At 61.7% G+C, this 16,804-nt stretch carries 9 protein-coding genes and 1 tRNA gene; 9 read left to right on the top strand and 1 reads right to left on the bottom strand.

Annotation, left to right across the window (positions count from 1 at the left end; all coding sequences use genetic code 11):
* Positions 1–38 precede the first annotated feature (38 nt).
* The 9 genes from N2602_RS29135 to N2602_RS29100 all read left to right on the top strand — a co-directional run bounded on the left by N2602_RS29135 (position 39) and on the right by N2602_RS29100 (position 9,990).
* Complete coding sequence (locus N2602_RS29135) at positions 39–647, top strand: Spy/CpxP family protein refolding chaperone (RefSeq protein ID WP_260383729.1); 609 nt, start codon at positions 39–41, stop codon at positions 645–647.
* A gap of 166 nt (positions 648–813) precedes the next feature.
* A tRNA-Lys gene (locus N2602_RS29130) sits at positions 814–889 on the top strand.
* 217 nt (positions 890–1,106) lie between these two features.
* Complete coding sequence (locus tag N2602_RS38980) at positions 1,107–1,970, top strand: Crp/Fnr family transcriptional regulator (protein WP_409241850.1); 864 nt, start codon at positions 1,107–1,109, stop codon at positions 1,968–1,970.
* Between the two features lie 753 nt (positions 1,971–2,723).
* Positions 2,724–4,625, top strand: a complete 1,902-nt coding sequence (locus tag N2602_RS29125) for an ABC transporter substrate-binding protein (protein ID WP_409241849.1) — start codon at positions 2,724–2,726, stop codon at positions 4,623–4,625.
* Between the two features lie 65 nt (positions 4,626–4,690).
* The gene (locus N2602_RS29120) at positions 4,691–5,695 is read left to right on the top strand and encodes an ABC transporter permease (RefSeq protein ID WP_212255185.1); all 1,005 of its coding nucleotides are present in this window, start codon (positions 4,691–4,693) and stop codon (positions 5,693–5,695) included.
* The gene (locus N2602_RS29115; protein ID WP_260380219.1) at positions 5,695–6,558 is read left to right on the top strand and encodes an ABC transporter permease; all 864 of its coding nucleotides are present in this window, start codon (positions 5,695–5,697) and stop codon (positions 6,556–6,558) included. The genes N2602_RS29120 and N2602_RS29115 overlap by 1 nt, the downstream gene beginning before the upstream one ends.
* Positions 6,559–6,572: 14 nt before the next feature.
* Entirely contained in the window at positions 6,573–7,589 is a 1,017-nt protein-coding gene (locus N2602_RS29110) for an ABC transporter ATP-binding protein (protein WP_260383727.1), read from the top strand.
* Positions 7,586–8,398, top strand: a complete 813-nt coding sequence (locus N2602_RS29105) for an ABC transporter ATP-binding protein (protein ID WP_260380218.1) — start codon at positions 7,586–7,588, stop codon at positions 8,396–8,398. Before N2602_RS29110 ends, N2602_RS29105 begins: the two co-directional genes overlap by 4 nt.
* Positions 8,399–8,445: 47 nt before the next feature.
* Positions 8,446–9,990: an alpha-N-arabinofuranosidase gene (locus tag N2602_RS29100; RefSeq protein ID WP_260380217.1), complete on the top strand. Its 1,545-nt coding sequence runs from the start codon at positions 8,446–8,448 to the stop codon at positions 9,988–9,990.
* A gap of 72 nt (positions 9,991–10,062) precedes the next feature.
* Here N2602_RS29100 and N2602_RS29095 read toward each other — a convergent pair whose 3' ends face one another.
* Positions 10,063–15,567 carry an AAA family ATPase gene (locus N2602_RS29095; RefSeq protein WP_409241848.1) on the bottom strand — a complete coding sequence of 1,835 codons (5,505 nt, stop codon included), beginning with the start codon at positions 15,565–15,567 and terminating at the stop codon, positions 10,063–10,065.
* Between the last annotated feature and the right edge of the window lie 1,237 nt (positions 15,568–16,804).

Here is a 16,804-nt window from a genome sequence, read left to right as displayed (position 1 = left end):
CGCTCATCCTCGCGGGCATCCTTCCGGAGGAGGCCAAGATGAAGAAATTCACCATTGCCGCCATCGCCGTGCTCAGCATCGCCGGCTCGGGCGCGGTCTATGCCCAATTTCATCGCCCGTGGATGGAGCACGTCCGCCACATCCGCATGAACCCCGAGGACCGCGCCGCCTTCGTCGATGCGCGGATTGCCGCCGTCCATGCCGGCTTGAGGCTCAACCCCGAACAGGAGAAGCTGTGGCCGCCGGTCGAGGCGGCCGTGCGGGAGTTCGCCAAGCTGCGCATCGACCGTGCCAATGCGCGGATGAATGCCGCACCCGGAGACGCGTCGAGGGATGCCGACAGACCGGACGATCCGATCGCCCGCCTGCGCCAGCGCGCCGAGGACATGGGGGCCAACTCCGCCGCCTTGAAGAAGATCGCCGATGCCGCCGATCCGCTCTACAAGACCCTCGACGAGGGCCAGAAACGGCGCCTCGCCGTGCTGACCCGGCACCGCGGCCCGTTCGGCGGCGGCGAGGACGGCCCGCGCCACCACCACTTCATGGAGCGCATGGACCGCATGATGGAACGGGGCATGGACCACTTCCACCATGACCGCTTCGACCGTGACCGCGGTCCCGACCGGGACCGGGAGGGCCGGCTCTGAACGGACCGGCTCTCGCGCCGTGAACCCTGGCGAAGCCGCTGGAATCCAGCGGCTTTTCGCATTTCCGGTCCTCTGGACGAGACCTTGGAAAACTTGCGTCCGATCGCTTGCCAGACCCGGATCGCTTTGCTAAACGACCGGCCTCGCAAGGCTTTGACTGCCTTTCGGGCGCATAGCTCAGTTGGTAGAGCAGCTGACTCTTAATCAGCGGGTCCCAGGTTCGAGCCCTGGTGCGCCCACCATATAAATCAAACACTTAGCGGTTTAAGCAAAACGGCAAAATGAGCGCCGTTTACACCACCGTTTAGCCGCGCCTTCGCCGCGGATCTGGCGCGGCGCTCTCAAGGACGACCCCGGACCGGCGCCTTCTAGATTTCGTACTCTCCGAACGGCGGCCGGCTTCAGGTCTTCGCTTCTGGTTCACCTCGAGCTTCCCGATTCGAATCTGATGCTGTACGCGTGCGAACCGGAGATGAGCTCAAACAAGTCTATTTTCCCCTCAGCGGGGTCTTGGCGTTCCTGGTCGAGATGTCGGACGGACACATTGTCGCTTCCACTCTCATGGGCTCGGAAGGAGCGGTCGGGGCTCTCTCTATTCTAAGTCCTTCGCACTCGCCAGCCACAGCAACGGCCTATGTGGCCGGAGTTGCGCTCCAGAGTCCCGTCCCACGGTTGCAACAAGCCTATGAGCAAAGCGGCGCCATAGCGTGTTCTGCGCCTCCATCTCCGCACTCAATTGTTGCAGCTTCAGAATGTGGCTGCCTGCAACGCGGTGCACCCGGTGGAATGCCGTTCTCGATTGTTGTCGAGATACATGACCGTGTTGCGAGCAGCGAGATTGGATTGACGCAGGCGGCGCTCGCACAACTTCTCGGAGTGCGGCGAACGACCGTGACTCTAACCATGCGTAAACTTCGGGCAATCGGCCGCATCATATCGGAGCGGCGCGGCGCGTTGGAGGTCCATCGAACGCGGCTCGAGAACGTCGTTTGTGAGTGTTACTGCGTGATGCGCCAGAGGATCAAACGAATGGATGAGGAGGAGCTGAGCTCCCCGAATGGTTCGCATCTGCAATATTCCCCCGTTCAGATGAATCGAACGTCGTTCGCTATTGAACGGAAGCCGATGTGGGATAGATTACCTGTCGATGAAAGAGATGCTGGCCCATCTGGAACTGCTTCGCGTGCAAATGGCCGAGTGCGAGCGCCTTCAGCAGGCAGCAAGGAGCCAGCTCAAGCGCGATGTCTATGCGCGGGCGCTCACTCGTTACAAGGCAATCGCAAGAGAGCTGGAGCGAGCGATAGCATGCCTGCCCGACTTTAGGCCCCTGCGTCGGCCAGAAATAACATAAGGGCGAATGCTTTGCATCGTCCCCTGGTTGACGACCGTCGCTTCAGGCCCGTGCCCGACCTTAGCTCAAAGCGCCGAAAGGTCTGCTTCGCGCAAGTGACCTGAACAGGACGATGCGAGCGGGCCAAGGCAGCCTTTGGTCATGCCGGTACTGATACTCGAGAGGGACATTCGTCATGACCGAGTCCTCCTGTTGACTTGAAATCAGTCTTTGCCACTGGCGAGCCTACGATAGGTCGCGAGATCGCTCGCGCCGGACGTTGGAATTATGTCGGGCCCGATGACCAGCGATGTACCAAGCCCGGCGTAGATGTACCGTGTGCCGTACGCTTTCTTCAACGCAACGAAGTTCGGTTCGCCCGTGCAGTGTCCGGAGAGATGTTCTCGATCGTGCACCGCGGTGATGCCCAGGGGTGTGCAAAAACATCCGGTCGTTTAGACGGGCGCGCAGGACGACGCCGCGGGCAGCGGTCGCGTGTCCTCCGGCGTTCAACGGGAGCAGAGAGCACCTCGTGGCGCTTGCGAAACCGCGATGCGAGGTCGCTGCGCACTCTACGCCGTAGGCTGCTGGGCCAGAGCTGTGACCCCGCCGTGCTGACCAGACGTATGCGCGTAACATAGGGAACCGATCCTTCACCCCGAGCAAGATTTCTGTTGTTACTCGTTTTTGCCACCTTTAGCATTCGTCGCAAAAGTATCGAACCAAGCTGCACCGGGAGGAAGATGATGCGCTGCCTTCGTGCAATTCGGTTGCTTGCGTGCGCTCTCGTGATGGTGGCATTGCTGTCGGCGGCCCCGGGCCACGCGCAGGGCACTTTACAGAACATCCCTAGGAAGCAACTGCTCATCCTTGAAAACCCGGAAGGGACCGTCAAGAACGCCGGATGGTTCAACATCTGGGCCATCAACGCCGGATCGCAGTCGAACGGGCTGCAACAGGTCGCCCTCGATACTCTTTGGTACATCGATCCCGAAAGTGGTGTGGACGGCGTTTGGGACAACTCGCTGGCCGCCGACAAGCCGCAATACAATGCCGATTTTACCGAGATGACGGCGAAGCTCCGCAAGGGCATCTTCTGGAGCGACGGTGTTGAGTTCACCGCGGATGATGTCGTCGCGACGGTGACGATCCAGATCAAGCATCCGGGAATGCGCTTCAGCGCGGTGCTCGCGAGTAACGTGGCATCCGTTGAGGCGCAAGACCCGTATACGGTGGTGTTCAAGCTCAAGAAACCCAACTCGCGCTTCCATGCCAATTTCACTGTGCGCTGGGGCGCGGTATGGATATTGCCCAAGCATGTTTTCGAGAAGGCGGATGATCCGGCCAAGTTCGATTTCAACAAGCCGGCTTCGCTCGGCGCCTATGTGCTGTACAGCTACGATCCCGACGGCAAATGGTACATCTGGCAATTGCGCGACGACTGGCAGCGCACCACGCTCGCCCGCTACGGCAAGCCCGGGCCGAAATATCTCGCGTATATCGATCCCGGCCCGCCAGACAAGCGGGTCATTGCCCAGCTTAACCACGAGCTCGATGTGGTCCATGACATCGCGCCCGAGGGCATGTTTGCCCTCGCCAAGCAAAGCAAGGTGACACGGGCATGGTTCAAGGGATTTCCTTATGCCCATCCCGATCCGACGCTCCCGGCGGTGATCTTCAACACGCAGAACGAGCTGTTCAAGAACCCCGACGTGCGATGGGCGCTCGCGCTGTTGATCGACATCAAGGCGGTGTCGATGGCGGCCTACCGCGGCGCCGCCACCATATCCGCCATCGGCGTGCCGCCAACCGGCGCCCATCCGGCAACGTACCATCAGCCGATAGAGGAATGGCTCAAGGGTTTCGAGATCGACACCGGCAAGCGCAAGATCAAGCCGTACGATCCCACGATCGGCAAGCAGATCGCCGAAATGCTGCGGCCTTCGATGGGCGAGCAGATACCATCCGATCCCGCGGAGATCGCCCGTGCCTTTGGCATGGGCTGGTGGAAGGTCGATCCGCAGGCCCCGCAGGAACTGCTCGAGAGGGCTGGTTTCACCAAGCGCGGCGGCGCCTGGATCAGGCCGGATGGCAAGCCCTTCACCGTTCGCGTGATGGTCGAAGGCGACCTACGCCCGGTGATGACGCGGGCCGGCAGCATGATCGTGCAGCTATGGAAACAGGCGGGCATCGACGCCCGGATCGATGTGGCGCAGGGGACGCTGCCGACCCGGCGCGCGGCCGGCGATTTCGACACATTCATCGGCTGGAGTGTCGAGACCTGGGGCGGCCACCCCGACCTGTCCTACTTCCTCGACAGCTGGCATTCGCAGTTCGTCGCGGAGCCGGGCAAATCGCAACCGCTGCGCAACTGGCAGCGCTGGTCCAGCCCCGTGCTTGACAAGATCATCGAGAGCATCCGGATGGTGGGCTTTGACGATCCGAAATCGATCGAGCTCGGCAAGGACTACATCAAGCTCGCGGTGAAGGAGATGCCGACCATCCCGCTGATGGCGTACAACGTCTTCACGGCGATGGACCAGACCTATTGGACGGGATATCCCACGTCGGAAAATCCCTACACCAATCCGGTGCCGAACTGGGGTAATTCGCGCTATATGCTCGTCAAGCTCAAGCCTGCCGGCTAGGAGTCATGAGAAGGCGGCGGGTCGCGTCTGTCCGAACGCCGCGGTCCGGCCTTCTGGGGGTGTCGATGAGCGGATATGTTGCGTATGTTGGCCGACGGCTGGCGCAGTTCGTGCTCGTGGTCTTCATCGGCGTCAACCTCGCTTATGTGATTACCCATGCCACGCCGATCGATCCCGTCGAGCAGTCGATCTCGGCGGTCACCTCCTTTGGCAACACGGCTCCGGATGCAATCGAGCAGATGCGCACTTCGCTGCGCGAGCTCTACGGACTTGGCGGCTCGCCTGCCCAGCAATATCTGGCGTTCTGGAAGCGGATCCTGCGCGCCGATTTCGGTCCTTCGCTCTCGGCGTTTCCAACGCCGGTCTCAACGTTGATTGGCCGTGCGCTACCCTGGACCGCCGGGCTGCTCGCGATCTCCACAATCATCGCCTGGGGGCTCGGAAGCCTGCTCGGCGGACTTGCCGGCTACTACCAGAAAAACCGCGGGCTGAAGCTGATGGGGCTGGTCGCGATGGGGCTGCATCCGATCCCTTATTATATCGTGGCGCTCGTGCTGCTGATCGGGTTCGGCTTCCTCTGGCCGGTGCTGCCGATCACCGGCGGTTCGGCGATGAACCTGCCGCAGACATTGACATTCGATTTCGTCGTCAGCGTGCTGCAGCACGCCATCCTGCCCGCGCTTTCGCTGATCCTGATCGGCGTGGGCAGCTGGTTCCTCGGGATGCGCGCGCTGGTGTCCAACGTCGTGACCGAGGATTATGTGCTCTATGCCGAGCTGGCGGGTGTCAGGTCTGGGCGCATCCTGTCTTCCTACGTGATGCGCAACGCGCTGCCGCCCCAGCTCACAGGGCTCGCCATCTCGCTTGGCGGAATCTTCAACGGTGCCGTCATCACCGAAAAGGTATTCGGCTATCCAGGCGTCGGCTCGCTACTGGTCGATGCCGTCTATGCGGGGGACTACGGGCTCGTGCTCGGCGTGACCACGGTCTCCATCCTCGGCGTTTCGACCGGCGTGCTCGTGATCGATCTGCTGTATCCACTGCTCGATCCCCGGGTGAGGGTCAGCTGATGACTGCAATCCTGCGTGACCTCCTGCGTTCCCACGCCGAATTCCGGATCGGGGCCGCGCTCATCGCCATCGTGCTGCTGTTGTCATTGCTGGCGAGCTTCTCGCCCTATTCGCCGCAGGACGTCTATGTGGTGCCGCCGGATGTGCCGCCGGCGCTGACCTATTGGTTCGGCACCACATCGCGCGGCCAGGACGTGTTCTGGCAGCTGACCTTTGCCCTTCGCAATACCCTGCTGTTCGGATGCACCGTGGCATTGATCAGCCGTCTGTTGGCGCTCATGGTCGGGCTGCTCAGCGGCTACAAGGGCGGTTGGATCGATCGGGCGCTGATGTCGGTGAACGACACCTTCATCGTCATCCCGCTGCTGCCGATCCTAGTGCTGTTCTATTTCGTGATGCGCGACCGCATGTCCTGGCTGCTGCTGGCGCTGATCATGGCCTGCCTCGGCTGGGCCTACGACGCGCGTCTGATCCGCTCGGCGGCGATGAGCCTGCGGGCCCGTGAATTCACCCAGAGCAGCCTGTTCTCCGGCATGAGCACGCGCGAGATCCTAGTCCAAGAGCACTTGCCCTATGTCTTGCCAATCGTGTTCTCGACGACCATGAACAACATGGTATGGTCGATCGGGCTAGAGGTGACGCTGGCGGTGCTCGGCTTCACCGACATCAACACGCCGACGATCGGTGGCATGATCTATTGGGCCAACCAGCATACCGCGATGGTTGCGGGAGTCTGGTGGTGGATCGCCTTTCCGACGATCGCGGTCATCATGACCTTCATTGGGCTGTTTTTGCTGGCGGTGTCGATGAACGACTACATCGATCCGCGCGGCCGTCTCGGCAGCTTGGGAGGCGCGCCGTGATTCCGGCCGCAACAATGCAGGGCGACCCGTCCAAGGAGGCGGAGCCGATCCTGTCGGTGCACGACCTGCAGGCCCACTTCCGGACCGAGCGCCACGGGGTTAAGCGGGCCGTTAAGGCGGTCGACGGCATCAGCTTCGTGGTCGGCCGCGGCGAGATCTACGGGCTCGCAGGCGAATCCTCCTCCGGCAAGACCACGCTGGTCAAGACGATCGCAGGCGCGGTCAGGCCGCCACTGGAGGTGGTCGGCGGCCGCGTGGATTTCGCCTTCCTGCCAGGCTATGGCGGACTGCACTGCGCGCCCGAGGCCGAGGTGGCGCGGATCCGCTGGCGGCACTTGTCCTACATCATGCAGGGTTCGATGAACGTGTTGAACCCGGTGCGCCGGCTCCGGTCAGCCTTCGTCGACTTCGCATATCCGCATATTGACGAGAGCCGCCGGCAATTCGAGCAGGAGGTGGTCGCCCATCTGGCGCGGCTCAAGCTCGACCCCTCGGTGTTGGAGGCCTATCCGCATGAGCTGTCCGGCGGCATGCGGCAACGCGCCACCATTGCACTCGCCACCATCTGCCGACCCGATGTCATTCTTGCCGACGAACCCACAACCGCGCTCGACGTCGTGGTGCAGAAGGAGGTGCTCGCCTTGATCAGTGCCATCCGTCGCGAGATCGGCTCGTCGGTCCTGCTGGTTAGCCATGATCTCGGCGTTCATGCGCATGTGACCGATCGTCTCGGCATCATGTATGCCGGCCGCTTGATCGAAGAGGCCGCAACGCTGGAGATCTTCCGCCATCCGCTGCACCCTTACGCCAGGCATCTCATTTCCAGCCTGCCGCGCATCGGCGATGACGTCCCGCGGAAGGCACTGGACGGCACTCCGCCAAATCTTGCCGATCCGCCGACCGGGTGCCGCTTCCATCCGCGATGCCCGCTGGCGATGGAGATTTGCAGGCACGAGGTCCCCGCCATGCGGGAAAGCGCGCCTGGGCATCGCGTCGCCTGCTTTGCCGTCAATCGGAGCGGTGGGGCATGAGCGACCTGTTGCTCGAGGTTTGCCAGGTCAGCAAGACCTTCATCCGGGGAGGGGTGCTGACGGGGCGACGCGTTGCGGCGGTCAAGGACGTCAGTTTCCGGCTCGCCGCAGGGCGGCCCGAGATCTTTGCGATCATCGGCGAATCCGGCAGCGGCAAGACCACGCTTTCTCGGATGATCCTCAACATTGACACGCCCACCAGCGGCAAATTGCGGTTCGACGGTGTCGATCTTGCAACGATCCGCACCGCCGCCGACCGCCTAGCCTTCATGCACAAGGTGCAGCCGATCTTCCAGAACCCGTTCGAATCCTTCAACCCGCTGAAGCGGATCGATCGCTATTTGTTCATGACGCACCGCCGCTTCATCGCGGCCGATGGTAGGCTCGCGCCCGAGATGGCTGTTGACGAGGCGCTGCACAAGGTCGGATTGTCGCTGAAAGAGGTAAGCCGAAGGTACCCGCACGAGCTCTCCGGCGGACAGCTTCAGCGGGTCGCGATCGCCCGCGCGCTGCTCGCCAATCCGAAGCTGATCGTGGCCGACGAGCCGGTCTCCATGATCGATGCATCCTTGCGCATATCCATCGTCAACCTGTTCAAGACGTTGCGCGATGATCTCGGTATCTCCATCATCTACGTCACTCATGATCTGGCGACCGCCTATTACGTCAGCGACCGCATCATCATCATGCAGCAAGGCAGCGTCGTCGAAAGCGGCGACGCAAGAGCGGTGTTGAATGCGCCGCAGCATCCCTATTCCCGTCAGTTGCGCGAGGCCGCGCTATTGCCTGACTTCGCAGCCGGCCTTTAAGTCGGCATGATCTACCTCACAAGCTCCAGGGCACCTGAGAGGCGAACATGAGAAAAGCAAACGTTCTGATTGACCGCGATTACGCCATCGGTCACACGGACCCGCGTTTGTTCGGCGCCTTCGTCGAGCACCTGGGACGCTGCGTCTACGGCGGCATCTATGAACCCGGCCATCCCACCGCGGATAAGAACGGTTTTCGTGGCGATGTGCTGGCGCTGGTCAAGGAGCTCGGTCCGACAATCATCCGCTATCCCGGCGGCAATTTCGTTTCCGGGTATAACTGGGAGGACGGCGTCGGCCCGGTGGAGAAGCGCCCGGTACGCCTCGACCTCGCCTGGTTCAGCACCGAACCGAACAGCTTCGGCACCAATGAGTTCATGGACTGGTGCAAGGCTGCTGCGGTCGAGCCGATGTTGGCGGTCAATCTCGGCACCAGGGGCGGGGACGCCGCGCGCAACCTGGTTGAATACTGCAATCATCCGGGTGGATCGACGTGGTCGGACCTGCGCCGCGCCCATGGCTGGGAGAAGCCGCACAATGTCAGGTTCTGGTGCCTGGGCAACGAAATGGACGGTCCCTGGCAGATGGAACACAAGAGCGCCGAGGCCTATGGCGCGATCGCGCGCGAAGCCGCCAAGATGATGCGGTGGGTGGATCCGACGATCGAGCTCGCGGCATGCGGTTCGTCCGGACGAAACATGCCGACATTCGGCCAGTGGGAAGACACGGTGATCGAGCACACGTTCGATCACGCCGAGTACATTTCGCTCCACACCTATCTGAACAATTACAGGCAGGATACGGCATCGTTTCTCGCAAGCCCCGACTTGATGGATCGCTTCATCGACGAGGTTGTCGCGCTCGCGGACGCCGTGGCGGCGAAGCGCCGCTCCCACAAGCGCATGATGCTGAGCTTCGACGAATGGAATGTCTGGTATCGAACCCGCCGCAATCGGGCCGATCGTGTCAAGGAAGGGTGGCCGGTGGCGCCGCCGATCCTGGAGGAAATCTACACCATGCAGGACGCGCTCGCTTTCGGGGGCGCCTGCATCTCGCTGCTCAATCACGCCGATCGGGTGAGAGCGGCCTGCCTTGCGCAGCTCGTCAACGCGATTGCGCCGATCATGACCGAAACCGGCGGCGGGGCGTGGCGCCAGACCATTTTCTTTCCGTTCGCCCAGATGAGCCGTCTTGGACGTGGCAAGGTGCTGCGTACTCAGGTCGAGTCGGATGCCTACGATTCTTTCTATTACGATCCCCGTGGGGCCCACGACCTGAGTTTTCCGGTGCCGAACGTGCCGTATCTCAAGATCGCGGCTGTTGCAGGAGGCGGCACTCTTACGCTGTTCATGCTGAACCGCGACCTGATGCAGGAGATGGAGGTGAGCCTCGAGGCGCGGAGCTTTGGCCCGCTCGCAGTGAGCGAGGCGCTCGAGTTACGCCACGATGATCTCCAGGCGAGCAACACCAGGGACGCAACCGAGCGCGTGAAGCCGGAGCCGCTGCAGGGCGTGACCATCGACGGCGCGCGGATGCGCGCAACGCTGAAGCCGGCATCTTGGAATGTCGTTCACTTGTCCCCGGGTCGATAGACAAGTCTCGAATGGCGCTACGCAAAGTCGCCGTTCCCCTCCGGCAGGCCTGCTTTCGCTTCCCGGACCCCGTCAGACTCCGTCCTGCGGACCTGCCGGCAACGTGAACTGAAAGACGACGCCGCGCGGCTGGTTGGCGCTCGCCCATAAGTGTCCATTGTGCGCATTGATGATTGAACGACAGATTGCTAGACCCATCCCCATTCCGTGAGGTTTGGTGGTGAAATATTCATCGAAAACAGCTTCGAGCATTTGTGGATCGAGTCCTGGCCCGGTGTCAGCGACCTTCACGAGCACGGAGCCAGGTTCGGCCAAGCAGGTTGTAATGAGCAGATCTCGTGCTCCATCGGCCGTTGTGGCCATGGCCTGGATCGCGTTGACAAAGAGGTTGAGCAGAACCTGCTGCAACTGCACTCGATCGCCCTTGATGAGAGGCAAACGGTCCGCGAGCTGCGTCTTCACCGAAATCCCCTCTTTGAACGTCTCGCTACCGATCAGGACAATCACCTCTTCGACCGCCTCATTGAAATTCAGGAGCTCCTTGCGTGGCGGCGCCTTCCTGTAGAGGGCACGAAGTTGGCTAATCACTTCGCCGCCGCGTTGTGCGTCATTGGCGATGGCCTCTAATGAAGCTTGCACTTGTTGGAGAGCAGGGGGGCTCCTGCGCAGCCAGTTCAAGGCTGCGCCGGCGCTGATGGCAACAGCGCTGATGGGTTGGCTAACCTCATGGGCGATCGATGAGGTGAGCTGTCCTATGGTTGCGATTCGGTTCGCGTGCGCCAGCTCGAGCTGCATTTCCTGATAGCGCCGCTCGCTCTCGCGCGCTTCGGCTTCAGCCCGCCTGCGTTCTGTCAGATCAAGTACGAAAGAGATGCTCTGATCGGAGGATCCGGCCACTGCGGCCGAGCCGACCAGCACCGGAACCCGGCTGCCGTCCTTTCTAAAGTACTCCTTCTCCCGGGGCGCGACCTCTCCCGACCGGCGAAGTTGCTCAATTCGCTCGGCATCGTCATTTTCGTATTCTGGCGGCGTCATATCCCTCCAGCTCACCGCTCCTGACATCAGTTCCTCTTTGGAATAGCCGGTCATGCTCAGGAAGGCCTTGTTGGCGTAGCTGATTTTACCGGTAGCATCCCAGAATAGAATTCCGATGATGCTGGAATCGACGAGTCGTCGGATGCGGGCCTCGCGCTCCTGCAGGTCGCGGTACAGAAGGGTGTTCTCGAGCGAAATCGCGGCCTGAGCTGCCAGCATTTCCAGCACCGCGACACGATCCGGCGTGAATGCGTGTGTGGTCAGGCTATTCTCGAAATAGAGCAAACCGGTTAGCTTGGCCTGCTTGATCAGTGGCAGGCAGAGGATCGATCTGGGGTGCCGGCTGTTCAAATATTCGGCGTCGCAGAGTGAATCGGGCCGCGATGCGTCATCGATGATGGCCGGTTTTTGCGTGCGAATGACATATCGCAGCAGCGCCTCCGCACAATCGGGACCGGAGACGAGGGCCTCACGCATCGACACGGTGAACTGATCGGCGCTCGACTGGGCTTCGGCCTCGATCCGGAAGTCGTCGTGGCGCGGCAAAATCAGCAGGCCGCGATCTGCTCCGGCGTTTTGCAGCGCGATCTTCATCAACGACTCGATGAGCCTCGGCAGCTCGATCTCACTTGATACAGCCTGCGACGCCTTGACGACGGCGGTGACGTCCAGTTGCTGGACCGAGCCGCCCGCCTTCGCGACTGTGCGATCGTCTTCCATCACGTGCAATTGCGGGTAAAGCCGCTCGAGCTGCCTCACCTTGGCATCGGCGCCCCAACGGAGATATCCATAATGTGCGTCGCGCAGATAGGTATAAGCGATCTTCTCGAACCCTCTCGCCAAATAGAACCGTCCGGCGAGCTCGTTGGCGATAGCCTCGTTATGGACAAAGCCGCTTGCGCGCGCCGCGCCGATAGCCCGATCGTAAGCGCGCATTGCATCGAACTCGCGCCCCTCGATACGCGCGACCTCCGCCTCAACGAGGGCGGCGCGGTCCGCGAAATCCTCCGGGCAAATGCTCGCCCATTGCTGCAGCTGATTGCGGTGGGGTTCCAGCGCTTCAAGACGTAGCGCTCGCTTCTCTGCGGATGCAGACTCGCCGTGAGCTGCCTGCGCCAGCGCGGCATAAAAGTGCAGCTCCGCCCGATCGAACAGGGCCTTGGAGGTCCACAACAGTTCTTCCGCGTTCTCCGCCGCCGCGACCGCCGTCGAATCGTCGGCAAGGACGCGCACCTGCAGCTTGCGGACCCAGTACCAGTAGCCGGCATGCACCAGCTGCGGGTCAGCCTTCAGACGTCGTTCGAACTGCTCTTCGCTGAAATCAGCATCATCGAAGCTGCCGAATTTAGTCGTCAGGCCGCGGAGCGCCCGGATCAGCTGCAGCTGCCCAGTGATTCTGTCTACCGCAAGGTCAACCCGCATCTTCCGCGCGAACGCGATTCCGGCCTCCGCTTCCCGTTGCACGTCGGAGAGCGGATCGCCACAGGCGAGAAGGTGCGTGATGAGGTGGTGGCGGCTGAAGCTCGCATAGTTGAAGTCGCCATCCTGCTGCGCCGCGTCGAAGGCTCGCCGCAGCAGCGGCCGCCCGGTCCGGACATGCCGTGTCCAGCTGCCGAAGCCGAGGTAGACGCGTGATTTGAAGCGGTCCAATCCGTTTCTTTCGACCAGGTCAAGGCCGAGCTGCGTGAACTGGTAACCCGCCTCGTAATCGTGAAAGTCAGGCCCAAGCACGGTACCGAGCAGGATATAGGCCAGGCACGACGCATCCGAGTTGCCGAATTCCAGGCTCAGATTCGCCATGCGCGCGATGATGAGGCGACGCAGGTTCTCGTCGATGAACCAGGCGGGCGACACCAGGACGGTGAGGACGTCCATGGTGCCACGCGCAACCGGGTCGGTCATCCGGGGCAAATCCAGCAGCGCCTCGATCTTGCGCGGGCCGATTTGCCGCCACATCCGCTCATATTCCTGCGCGACCTCCGGCAATGTGGGCTGCTCGGGCCATGCGATGCCGACGCGGCGGAGATAGGCGAGGCCGATTTCGACGTCACGGTCGTTTGGTTCCATCTGCAGCCGGGTAACGGCAGCCAAATCGGGGAGGGTAGTGGCACGGCCCGCCAGTTCGGCAAGGCGCGCCTTCGAAGCGGCGTGGTCGCCGGTCAAGAATTCGCACTCGGCGCGCTGCAAGGCGAGCGCAAAACTGAGGGCGTAAGTCCGCCCCCAACGGTCTTCCGACAACATCGCCTCACCGGTGCTGAAGTGCGCGAGCGCCATGGCGAAGGCGGTTGCGGCCTTCGCGCGCCGGCCGGCCAAAAGGTTCAACTCGGCCGATTTTTCCCGCTCCTCCGGATCGGTGATCAAGTCAGCTCCGCGATTGAGCTGGCTCACAATTTCGAAGACGTTTTCCTCGATCGCTTCCGGTGGCGTCCGTGCCGCGAGCAGTCGGCCGATCCGCAGATGGACTGCGGGCCGGTTGTGCTCGGGGATCAGCGCGTAGGCCGCCTCCTGAAATCGGTCGTGGAGGAACCGATAGGAGCCTGGCTGCGGCTCGACCAATTCCTGACGAACGGACGGCCATAGCGCGGCATGGACCTGCTCCTCCGGAATTCCAAGCACGATCGAAAGCATTGCCGTCTCGGCGGTGTTGCCGAGGCAGGCCATCTGCTGCAGGGCGGCCTGTGTCGCAGCCGGAAGGCGAGTAAGCTTTCCGAGCATGAGATCCACGACGTTATCGGTATATCGCTTGGCGTGAATGCCATCGAGATCCCAAGACCAGCGTGCAGCGGAGTGGTCGAAGGTGAGCAATGCTTCTTCGACTAGCGAGAAGATGAATTGAATAGCAAAGAACGGATTGCCTCCGGTCTTCTCGAGCACCATCTGGGTGAGCGGTGCCCCCTGCTCCGGCTCGCAGCGAATCGTGTCCGCGAGCAACTGCCCGATGTGCTCGCGGCCAAGCGGCGCAAGCGTGATCTGGGTGACCGTTCCGCCCGCGAGCTTGACCCCGTGGAGCATGCGCGTCAGGGGATGATCGGCATCAACCTCATTGTCCCGATAGGCAGCGATCAACATCAGGTGCTTCAGATCTGACCGCGTCAAAAGGTCCTCAAGCAGCTCGAGCGTCGCAGCATCGAGCCATTGGAGATCGTCGAGAAACAGCACTAGCGGATGTTCGGCGCGGGCGAACACGCCGATGAACCGTTTCAATACCTCTTGGAAGCGGCCTTGCGCCCGCTGCGGCGGAAGCCCCGGAGGCGGAAGCTGTTTGCCGATGATGAGCTCGAGCTCCGGGATCAGCTCGACCATCAGCTGTGCATTGGGACCGAGCGCCTCCAGAAGCGCGCGGTGCCAGCCGCTCAGCTCCGCGTCGTTCTTACCAAGCAGGGGTCGAATGAGACTCTGGAACGCCTGCGCGAGTGTCGCATAGGGGACGTCGCGTTTGTGCTGGTCGAATTTGCCCGACGCGAACAGCCCGCGTGAGGGGATCTGCACCTTGTGCAGTTCATTGACGACCGAGGATTTGCCGACGCCGGAATATCCCGAGACCAGCACCAATTCCGGTACGCCGCTCTCGACGACGCGGCCGAAGGAGGCGAGCAATGTCTCGACCTGGTTCGACCTTCCGTACAGCTTCTCGGGGATCAGCAGCCGGTCGGGAGCGTCGTGCTGCCCGAGCGGGAAATCGTCGACGCGGCGCTGGCACTTCCACTCCGCAAGACAGCGCTGCAGGTCCCGCTCGGCGCCGGCCGCAGTTTGATAACGCTCCTCCGCCATCTTGGCGAGCAGCTTCATGACGATCCGCAACACTGCAGGTGGGACATGTTCCGATCTGTCGCTTTGCAGTGTTGGCTTTCTCGCGATATGGCAATGCACCAACTCCATGGGGTCGGCCGCCGTGAAGGGGAGGGAGCCGGTCAGCATCTGATAGAGCGTGACGCCGAGCGAGTACAGGTCGCTGCGGGAGTCGATTGATCGGTTCATGCGCCCGGTCTGCTCGGGTGCCATATAGGCGAGTGTACCGGCGATGGATTCGGGAGCCGCCGGAGATTGTCGTTCGCGCGGTCGGCGCGACGCAAAACCGAATCCGGTGAGCCGCACGTTTGTCCTGGTGTGATTCACCAGAATGTTGGCCGGCTTGATGTCCTTGTGCACGAGGCCGCGCTGGTGGACCCTGCCCAAGGCCGCTGCGATTTGAACGGCTATACAAAGGAAGTCACCCATCTCCATGGGCGCCTCCATCAGCCTGGTGAGTGGGTCGCCGCCGAAATCTTCAAGCAGAAGAATGGGCTTGGCATGATCCCGCAGGAGTTCTAGCGGCTTCGCTGCCCACGTGCCGTCCAGCTCGTTCATCAATCCGAATTCATGCGTGAGGCGATCAATGCTCTGCGGATTCGGATGTTCAGCTGCCGGGAGAACGGCCAGCACGGTCTTGCGCTCGCCCTCAGTGCATTCACGAACTGCACGGCACAACAGAATTCCATCCTCTTCACAGAGGACCTGTAGTCCATGGGCCCAACCTGCGCCCAAAAGTGAAGGAAGGATCATCTCCGTAAACCATGCGCGCACCCTCGAGCCGAAGGAGCCGTTGCGTTCCCCTTGAAGTCGCCTCATAGAGTGGGGCGTCGTCAGCAGATTTCTATTTGCGCGTGCTGGCGAGGAGATCCCGAAGAGCGCGCAATTCCTGAAACTACGGGCCTATCTGTCACGTCTTGATTCCGGGGCCCGACTGGCTACCGCCTACCGCAGCCAAAAAGTATCACTAGGCTCAAGTCCGTCAACTTGCCCTGGCAAGCCAAGCACCGCTAGTCAGGCGCATTCGACAACCGTCAAGATCTCAGTGCGGCTCCTCTTGGACGAGCCGTTCCGTCAGCCGGGCGAATTCAGGCGCTGTCTTGATCTTGTCGGAGCGCGATGGGTCGACCGCAATCATATTTGCGCTGCAGCAAATGAGCGGCCTCAGAGGGAGGTCGGCCACGACGGCTTCGCCGTGACCCGTGAGATCATCCGCGAGATGGACAAGTCGCCATCGGACGGCGCGTGGTACTGACCAACCGCGAGCACATCTTCGCGACTGAGATCGCGTAAGCCGGCGGCGCACAATGCCATCACCGCTTCCGGATAGCCCTCCGAACCGCAATGCGCATTCCATGCGGCGAAGGCGGCAGCAATCGCTGGCGGAGCCAGGCGCAAAGATTCATTGTGTACGCACGATCTAGCGGCTTAACCTCTTCCGCGTCAGCCGCGCTTTCGCTGAGAGGGTGACTTAAACTCCACGACGTCGTGCTTGTCACACGGATCAGGTGGCTCATTCTTCTTCACGATTAGCTCAAGCTCGAGAGCCTCGAAGGCGAGCTCATCCGCCAAGCGCCTAAACAGCTCGCGCTTTTCTATGTCCGTCGCCCGCTGACTCATCAGCGTAAACTCTCTGGCGTCAGCGCGAACCTTTTCCAAACGTCGTCGGAGGTCCTTCATGTGTGCCGGCTTAGCTTTTAAAATTATTCTGGGCCCGAGCAATCAGATTGCTTGTTCGGATCCACCGGGAGGCAACTGCCGAACTCGAGACTGGTTCTATGCGGACCGCCAAATTCGCCGCTCATCGTGCTGCGATATTTTCCATGACCCGGCCCCTGTTCAGGGACTGCGGGCTGAGGACGGCTGTCGTGGCTGATGAGCCATCTCTGCCCGGCGCTCGCCCGATGATGCATAGGAGTAGCATACCTGAAGGGCCATGAATGTTCGAAAGCGGACAGACGCGAGTGTTGCGCCCAACTAGGCTGCGAAC

The organism is Bradyrhizobium sp. NC92, from assembly GCF_025200865.1.
Lineage (GTDB): Bacteria > Pseudomonadota > Alphaproteobacteria > Rhizobiales > Xanthobacteraceae > Bradyrhizobium.
This window is presented reverse-complemented; position numbering and strand designations above follow the sequence as displayed.